The sequence below is a fragment of the Paraglaciecola sp. genome (assembly GCF_051252315.1).
Lineage (GTDB): Bacteria > Pseudomonadota > Gammaproteobacteria > Enterobacterales > Alteromonadaceae > Paraglaciecola.
In genome coordinates this window covers 1-8,374 of record NZ_JBPOFP010000159.1, presented here as the reverse complement: position 1 = coordinate 8,374, position 8,374 = coordinate 1, and the positions used below count along the sequence as shown (strand labels likewise).

Here is an 8,374-nt window from a genome sequence, read left to right as displayed (position 1 = left end):
CAAAAATATACTAAGGATTGAAGTTGATTAACAAAGCCGAAGAAGACTTACTGGTGCTAGCTGCTCAAAAGGGCAACCAAGATGCATTTAGAGTGCTTTTTCAGCGACACCACAAAGCTTTGTTACGGTTTGCTTATAAATTGTGTCAAGACCAAGAGTTAGCTAAAGAGGCCACTCAAGAAGCTTGGATAAAATCATCTAAAACTATATTTAAGTTAAAAGACCCTAGGGCATTCAAAAGTTGGTTATATCGATTAACACGTTGGCGGATCATTGATTTAGTTAGGCAAGTTAAAACCAGAGATAAGTTAATTGAATCAACAGCGGCGTATGACGATTTACCAGACGGTGTTGATGATATTGATGTGAATATAAAACAAGGTAATACTGATTCACTTATTCAAGCTATTGATACTTTGCCCACGACGGAAAGGCATATGATCCATCTATTTTATTTGGATGAAATGTCGGTAGCTGAGGTGAGCGTGGTACTTGAAATACCGATTGGCACAGTAAAGTCGCGATTAAACCGAGCAAGGCATTTATTAAGACAAAAATATGGGAGTAAAGAAAATGAATATTGATGAAAAAATTAAAAGAGAACTTAATGAACAATCTTCAGAGATTGATGAAATTTTAGCTGAAGAAAAAGGAATTATGGACTTTGTTGTTGGTTCTTATCGTAGTAGTTTGAAGATATGGTTTATTATAGTCAACGTAGGAATAGCTATAATGACTGGTGTCTTTATCTGGGCTGGCTATGAGTTTTTTAATGCCGGAAATGTAAGCGACCAAATATTTTGGGGAGTCTGTTTTCTCACTGCTTTTATTGTACAGGTAGCAGGTAAACAATGGATATGGGCTGAAATGAGCAGGTCTTCTTTAATCCGAGAAATTAAGCGGGTGGAGTTAACATTGAATCGGCACTTAGACCAACTTAAATAAGTCATTATAGCGATGTTAGTTTTACTTGTAGAAGTTTTACTAACATCGCTTTTGTTTGGAAGTTAACTAACATCAGTCCAGAAAAAATACCAATATAACTGTTTTTCAATCGTTTATTCTTAAATTAATAAAGGAGACGTAACCTTAAATGTATATTAATACCCTTTATATTTAAGGGGATATCCAGTTTGCAATTAAATGATGGGGATAAACAAGCGAGTTAATTATCATCTTTTTAAAGGGGGAATACGTGTAAAACTGGCGTTTGTGTTTTGCCCATTTTAAATAGCCTCTAGCAATTGTTAGCATATTCTTCTAGGATCCGCATTCGTAAAACGATTATCCATTTTTGAACTAGAGCACTTATCCTTGTCTTCCGCGCCAATTTCCAAAATAAATGTAAAAACAGTATCTCAAAAAATACCAGCTTGTATGTCTAAAGACGTCTTTAGATTGAAGTCTCGAATCAAACGATTTGGTACCATTGCGCCTGATAAACAAACTGATTATTTGCAGAAGCTCAATCAAGATGTTGAAAAGTCGTGGTTACTAGCACAAACCCGCCAACAACAATGTCCTGATATTGAGTACCCTGATTTACCGGTAAGTGAAAAGAAAGATGAGATAGCCAAAGCCATTGCATCTAATCAAGTTGTGATCATTGCTGGGGAAACGGGGTCAGGTAAAACCACACAAATTCCTAAAATATGTCTTGAATTAGGTAGAGGCATTAATGGTTTAATTGGACACACACAGCCAAGACGGTTAGCAGCTAGAACCGTTTCTAGCCGAATTGCTGAAGAATTAAAAAGCCCCATAGGCCAACATGTTGGTTTTAAAATCAGGTTTTCTGACCAAGTGTCGGATAACACCTACATTAAACTAATGACTGACGGGATTTTGCTGGCTGAAATTCAACAGGACAAATTTCTTAATCAATATGACACTATCATCATAGATGAAGCCCATGAAAGAAGTTTAAACATTGATTTCATTTTGGGATATCTCAAACAATTATTGCCGAGAAGACCCGATTTAAAACTCATCATTACCTCTGCGACCATTGATCCTCTTAAATTTTCTAGACACTTTAATGACGCGCCTGTGATTGAAGTTAGTGGTCGAACTTACCCAGTAGAAATGCGCTATAAAGAAATGGATAGTGGTGAGTATGATCAAATACAAGCCATTACCGAAGCGGTTGATGAGTTGTTGCATGAGCCACGTGGCGATATTTTAGTTTTCCTCAGTGGTGAGCGTGAAATTCGTGATACGGCAGACGCTTTAAACAAACAACAGTATAGAAATACAGAAGTGTTGCCTTTGTACGCTAGGTTAAGTAACAGCGAACAGAACAAAGTATTTGCCTCACACACAGGGCGTAGAATTGTACTGGCAACGAATGTGGCTGAAACATCATTAACCGTACCTGGTATAAAGTATGTGATCGATCCTGGAACGGCTCGTATTTCTCGGTACAGCGTGCGCAGCAAAGTACAACGTTTACCTATTGAAGCTATTTCACAAGCATCGGCAAATCAAAGAGCAGGGCGGTGTGGCCGTGTATCAAACGGTATTTGTATCCGTTTGTATTCTGAAGAAGATTATTTGTCTCGTGATGTGTTTACCGATCCAGAAATACTTCGCACAAATTTAGCCTCGGTTATATTACAAATGATGGCTTTGGGATTAGGCAAAATAGACCAATTCCCATTTGTTCAACCCCCTGATTCAAGAGCGATAAATGACGGATTTAAACTGCTAGAAGAGCTTGGCGCCATTGATTTGGATCTGGGGCGACAAAAGCTATCTAAGATGGGGCGGCAATTAGCCCGATTACCTATTGACCCTAGATACGCTCGTATGGTGATAGAAGCGGCTAAGCAGAACAGTTTACATGAAGTATTGATCATTGCTGCGGGGTTGAGTATTCAAGACCCCAGAGAACGTCCACAAGATAAAAAGCAACAAGCTGACCAAGCTCAGGAAGATTTCTTTAATAAAGAATCCGACTTTTTAGGTTTTTTTCAATTATGGCGTGAATTTAAAGATCAACAACAAGCCTTATCTTCAAATCAATTACGTAGCTGGTGTAAAAAACATTTTATCAATTTTATGCGCATGCGTGAGTGGCAAGATATTGTTAGCCAACTTAAAAAGTCCATCGCCGAATTGGGTTTTGGAATTTCTTCACAAGAAGCGGATTATCAAGCAATACACCAAGCTATTGCCTCGGGATTGTTATCTCATATTGGTAATAAAGACAAAGACCGAGAGTATTTAGGCGCAAGAAATAGCCGTTTTATGATATTTCCCGGATCTGGATTAGCCAAGGCTCAACCAAAATGGACTATGGTTGCTGAGTTAGTAGAAACAGCCCATTTATTCGGAAGAGTCGCTGCCAAAATTGAACCAGAATGGATTGAGTCTATCGCTGGACATTTAACTAAGTCAGAATTCTCAGAGCCTCACTGGTCGAAAAAACAAGGTGTAGTACAAGCATTCGAAAAAGTAAGTTTGTATGGTTTAGTATTAGTTAGCCAAAGACGCAAAACCTACAGCCAAATTGATCCCGTCGTTAGTCGCGAGATTTTTATTCGTGAAGCTTTGGTGAATATGGATACTAGGCTTAATTTTGCCTTTTTATCCCACAATCACAAAATAATAGAAGATATTGAAAACCTAGAGAGTAAAAGTAGAAGGCGTGACTTATTAGTTGATGAAGACACACTCGTGGCTTTTTATTCTGAAAAGATCCCTGAACATGTTTGTTCTGATGCGAGTTTTAAAAAGTGGTGGAAAAAACAGTCTCAAGACAATGCAAAAATATTAGATTTTGATCCCAATGCCTTACTCAAAAAGACCACCAATCATATCGATGGGTTTTCATTCCCAGAAACCTTCAGGCAAGGTAATTTAACCTTAGGTTTAGATTATCACTTTGATCCCAAAGATGAAGATGATGGCGTGAGTTTAATGGTGCCATTGGCATTATTGAATCAGGTTACTACGCAAGGTTTAGACTGGTTGATCCCAGGGCTTAGGCATGAATTGATAGTGGCACTTATTAAAGCTCTGCCTAAATCGCTAAGACGTAACTTCGTACCGGCGCCAAATTATGCTGATGCTTGTTTAGCTGATATGCAAACTCAAGATAAAAAAGGAAACTCAATAGAGTTTTTACCTAGTTTGTCGTTAAAGCTAAAACGCATGACGGGGCGAGACGTTGAGGTGTCTGAATGGCCTATTGATAAATTGCCTAAACATTTAATTTTTAATATTAAAGTACTCGATAACAAAGGGCAGGTGATTGCTCAGGGCAGAGATTTAAATGTATTACAACAAAAGCTACAAGGTAAGGTTAAGCAAAACTTACAAAAAGTGGCCACGCCAGAATTGGAAAAAACAGGCTTAATAAGTTGGAGTATAGAGTCACTGCCTAAAGAGTTTATTAACAAGTCTGGGGGATACGAAGTGAAAGCGTATCCGGCTTTAGTTAATGAAGGTAAAACAGTTGCGGTTAAATTGTTTGATCAAGACCATATTGCACAGGAATCTCATAAGTTGGGGGTGCGTCGTTTAATCATTTTAGCCATTCCGTCTCCGATTAAATATTTACAGGATAAATTGCCAAACAAGGCAAAATTAGGGCTGTATTTTAATCCTTTTGGTCAGATAAAAGCATTAATTGATGATTGTATTAATGCCGCAGTAGATCAGTTGATAATCGAATATTGTGAGCAATACGATGTCGACGTAAGAGATAAAACACATTTTAATGCTTGTTGTGAATTTGTTCGTCAAGAAATTAACGACATTGTATTAGAGGTTGCCAAAAAAGTGGAGGCGGGTTTAACCATAGCCCATGAAATTAAGAAAAAGATGAAAGGCAGCGTGCCACTTAATTTAATTTATGCTCAAGGGCATATTAAAGCCCAACTTGATTCTTTGGTATACAAAGACTTCGCTGCTGATATCGGTGTAAAACGCCTTAGTGATTGGCAGAGGTATATTAAGGCGATTGCAAAACGCTTAGAAAAACTGCCGATTGATCCCACTAAAGACAAGTTACATCAACTCAATGTTGAAAAAGCAGAGCAAGCTTACTTGGCAAAATGTAATCAAATCCCAGCCAATATGCCACAACCCAAAGAATTAAAAGAGGTGAGGTGGCTGTTGCAAGAATTGCAGGTTTCATTTTTTGCTCAACAACTAGGGACTTCCGCGCCAATATCGGTAAAACGAATATTGAATCATTTGGAGCAAATTTAAATATCAAGCGTTGACATTGGTTTCTTAGCACCCTATAAACACATGTATAGAATTTAAACACTATGAGGTATTAAATGTTAGGTTACGATGATAAGCGCAATTTTTTTCGTATGATGGTTAATTCTGTATGCGAACTTAAAATCAAGGATGAGGAGTCAACTCGCGGGATTCAGGCTGTTTGTAAAGACATTAGTGCATCAGGTATGTCATTTGAATTGGCCGAGGAGTCAGTGGAGTTAGGCACGTTAATTAATGTCCACATTGAATCTACCAATTCTCAGATTCCATCGTTAACCGCAGACACTAAAGTAGTGCGATGTGATTTAATTGATGAAAATTCATGTTCAGTTGGTGTCGAAATAATTGAAATGAAATAAATGTAAAAAAGCGACTTAGGTCGCTTTTTTATTGTTTGGTTTTCACCAAGAGAAGTGATTTAGATCACTTTACAAACGAGCCCTTTTAAATAAAACCCTTCTGGGTAATTACTGCCTACAGGGTGGTCGGCTGCTTGTCCAAGTCGTTCTATAAATTGTACTGTTCTACCTGCGTCTAATGCTGCATCGGCTACCACTTTTTGAAACAAGTCCGAAGATAACAAACCTGAACAACTAAATGTCACTAAAATCCCCCCTGGTTTCAATATTTGCATTGCTAACATATTAATGTCTTTATAACCTCGACAGGCACGATTTAAAGATGATTTAGAATCTACAAATTTAGGTGGATCTAATATTATTTGGTCGTACTGTTGGTTTTCTTGTTTAAAGTCTCTTAACGCTTGAAATACATCTAAGTTCAAAAATTTTGATTTTGAAACATCAAGGTTATTCACTTCTAGGTTTCTTTTAGCCGTGGTTAAAGCTAAGTCCGAAACATCCAAATTTGTGACTGTTTTAGCGCCGGCTGCTAACGCATAACTACCAAATGTACCGGTGTAACAAAAACAATTAAGAACATCTTTGTCTTTGGCATATTTTGCCGCTAATGCGCGGTTATCTCGTTGATCTAAATAAAATCCAGTTTTATGACCTTGTTTAACATTTACTAATATTTTAATGCCATTTTCTTCTATGGTGACTTCGTCTGGTACGTCCCCATGTAAAACTTGAGTAACCTCTTCTAATCCTTCCTTTTTGCGCACTGCAACGTCGCTACGTTCATATATTGACGCTTCTGGAAATTGTTTAGTCAACGCCCAAACTATTTTATTTCTGTGTTTATCAGCACCAGCTGATAATAATTGGCAAACTAAGACATTATCGTATTTATCAATGGTCACACCGGGTAAACCATCAGATTCGGCGGCTATTAAACGGTATCCAGTTAAACCATGGCGAGAAATAATATCTTCCCTTGATGATTGAGCTGTGGCTATTTTTCTTTGGAAAAAGCCGTTATCAATGATTTCATTTTCATCGAATGTCCAGATCCTAACTTGGATTTGTGACTCAGGTGACCAAGCTCCTCGACCTAACCAATTTCCGTCATGGGAAAAAACATCAACCGTATCGCCTTTGTGTAATCGACCTACGGTTTTCTCTATGGCTCTAGAAAATATCCAAGGATGGCGACGCAGCAAAGATTTTTCACGACCGGGCTGTAAAATAACACTAGATGACATAGTTTTGCTTTGATATTAAATTTGAGACAATTGTACATGAGCCATTACAATTTTGTTGTTTCAATTCTTTTCTAATTGTTTATTGAAAGGTAATTTTTGTTAGCATACCCGTCGAAGAATAAGATAATAGAATAATAAGGTTTTAGGTGTTAACTACATTTTTGAACAAAAATATAGAAGATATAAAAGTCGTTGTATTAACTGGGGCAGGCATTTCAGCTGAATCAGGACTGAAAACCTTTCGAGATAATAACGGCTTATGGGAAGAACACTCTATTCAAGAGGTGGCAACACCAGAAGGTTTTGAAGCCAACCCTCAGTTGGTCTATCGATTTTACAACCAACGTCGTCAACAATTGTTAAGCCCAGAAGTAAAACCAAATTTGGCACATATTGCCCTTGCAAAATTAGAAAGCGTTCTCCAAGAACGTTTTGTATTAGTGACTCAAAATGTAGACAACTTGCATCAACAAGCGGGTAATAAAAACGTACTTCACATGCATGGTTCTTTATTATCTGCGCGTTGTGTTACGTCAGGTGAAAATGTAGAACGTTACACTGACATAGATGCAAATACTCAATGTACATGTTGTCAATCTAGCAGTGCAATGCGGCCAGACATAGTCTGGTTTGGTGAGATGCCTAAATATATGCAAACTATTGAAGAGTTGTTATCAGAAGCCGATTTGTTTATTTCCATAGGTACTTCGGGCACGGTATATCCTGCTGCCGGTTTTGTAAGCCAAGCAAACTTAAACGGCGCTCATACTATTGAACTCAATCTAGAACCGAGTTCTGGACAAACTGAATTTGATGAAAAGCATTATGGAGTAGCAAGTCAACTCGTACCTGAATTTGTAGAAAAGTTATTAGGGAGGGGCGCACTTGTTAACTAATTTTGAGATGTACTGGATTGAGTTTTTAACCATAGCGGGTGTTCATTTACTAGCGGTAGCTAGCCCTGGACCTGATTTTGCTGTAGTAGTAAAACACAGTGTTCAATATGGTCGTCGAGCGGCAATTATTACGAGTATCGGGGTTGGTTTTGCTATTCTGCTTCATGTGATTTATTCACTTTTGGGGCTTGGCTTGATGTTGAAAACTAGCCCCATTGTATTTCAAATTTTTATCTATGCAGCAGCTGGTTATTTATTTTATTTAGGGTGGACTTCAGTGAGAAGTAAAGCGCCAAAGAAACAAGGTCAAAACTCAGAGATGGTGAAACAGCCAAATATTTCTGATTCAAAAGCATTTGGAATTGGTTTTTTAACCAATGGGCTAAATCCTAAAGCTACTCTGTTTTTTTTAACTCTTTTTGTTGGCATAGTTTCGATTGAAACACCAAATGAAATAAAAGCCCTGTATGGTTTGTATTTGGCTGTAGCAACCGGTGTTTGGTTTTGTACTCTATCGTTTTTTCTAAGTACATCAAAGGTTCGAAACTTGATTACTTCTAAAGGATACTGGTTTGATCGGTTTATGGGCGCAGTTCTGATTCTTTTAGCGATAGAGTTAGTTATACCTGTATAATTG

At 37.7% G+C, this 8,374-nt stretch carries 7 protein-coding genes; 6 read left to right on the top strand and 1 reads right to left on the bottom strand.

Going from position 1 to position 8,374, the window contains the following annotated elements; translation table 11 throughout:
* Window positions 1-23 precede the first annotated feature (23 nt).
* From ACSHXM_RS19870 to ACSHXM_RS19855, 4 genes are all read left to right on the top strand, one after another.
* Complete coding sequence (locus ACSHXM_RS19870; RefSeq protein ID WP_435691801.1) at window positions 24-584, top strand: RNA polymerase sigma factor; 561 nt, start codon at window positions 24-26, stop codon at window positions 582-584.
* Window positions 574-945, top strand: a complete 372-nt coding sequence (locus tag ACSHXM_RS19865) for a DUF6768 family protein (RefSeq protein ID WP_435691799.1) — start codon at window positions 574-576, stop codon at window positions 943-945. Before ACSHXM_RS19870 ends, ACSHXM_RS19865 begins: the two co-directional genes overlap by 11 nt.
* A gap of 369 nt (window positions 946-1,314) precedes the next feature.
* Window positions 1,315-5,217 (top strand): ATP-dependent RNA helicase HrpA, encoded by a 3,903-nt coding sequence (hrpA, locus tag ACSHXM_RS19860; protein WP_435691797.1) that lies wholly within the window; start codon window positions 1,315-1,317, stop codon window positions 5,215-5,217.
* A gap of 74 nt (window positions 5,218-5,291) precedes the next feature.
* Window positions 5,292-5,594 carry a PilZ domain-containing protein gene (locus ACSHXM_RS19855; RefSeq protein ID WP_435691795.1) on the top strand — a complete coding sequence of 101 codons (303 nt, stop codon included), beginning with the start codon at window positions 5,292-5,294 and terminating at the stop codon, window positions 5,592-5,594.
* 59 nt (window positions 5,595-5,653) lie between these two features.
* Here the strand turns inward: ACSHXM_RS19855 and ACSHXM_RS19850 are convergent, their stop codons facing one another.
* A complete protein-coding gene (locus ACSHXM_RS19850; RefSeq protein WP_435691793.1) occupies window positions 5,654-6,841 on the bottom strand; it encodes a class I SAM-dependent rRNA methyltransferase in 1,188 nt (395 codons plus the stop codon).
* Between the two features lie 161 nt (window positions 6,842-7,002).
* Between ACSHXM_RS19850 and cobB the strand changes: the two genes are divergently transcribed.
* Both cobB and ACSHXM_RS19840 read left to right on the top strand, forming a co-directional pair.
* Entirely contained in the window at window positions 7,003-7,737 is a 735-nt protein-coding gene (gene cobB, locus ACSHXM_RS19845; protein ID WP_435691791.1) for a Sir2 family NAD+-dependent deacetylase, read from the top strand.
* 7 nt (window positions 7,738-7,744) lie between these two features.
* Window positions 7,745-8,371 carry a LysE family translocator gene (locus ACSHXM_RS19840; protein ID WP_435691803.1) on the top strand — a complete coding sequence of 209 codons (627 nt, stop codon included), beginning with the start codon at window positions 7,745-7,747 and terminating at the stop codon, window positions 8,369-8,371.
* Window positions 8,372-8,374 lie beyond the last annotated feature (3 nt).

Excerpts from the sequence above, each read along its gene's own strand:
- ACSHXM_RS19850 (WP_435691793.1), bottom strand. The coding sequence starts at position 6,841 with ATGTCATCTAGTGTTATTTTACAGCCCGGTCGTGAAAAATCTTTGCTG.
- ACSHXM_RS19855 (WP_435691795.1), top strand. The coding sequence starts at position 5,292 with ATGTTAGGTTACGATGATAAGCGCAATTTTTTTCGTATGATGGTTAAT.
- ACSHXM_RS19865 (WP_435691799.1), top strand. The coding sequence starts at position 574 with ATGAATATTGATGAAAAAATTAAAAGAGAACTTAATGAACAATCTTCA.
- ACSHXM_RS19840 (WP_435691803.1), top strand. The coding sequence starts at position 7,745 with ATGTACTGGATTGAGTTTTTAACCATAGCGGGTGTTCATTTACTAGCG.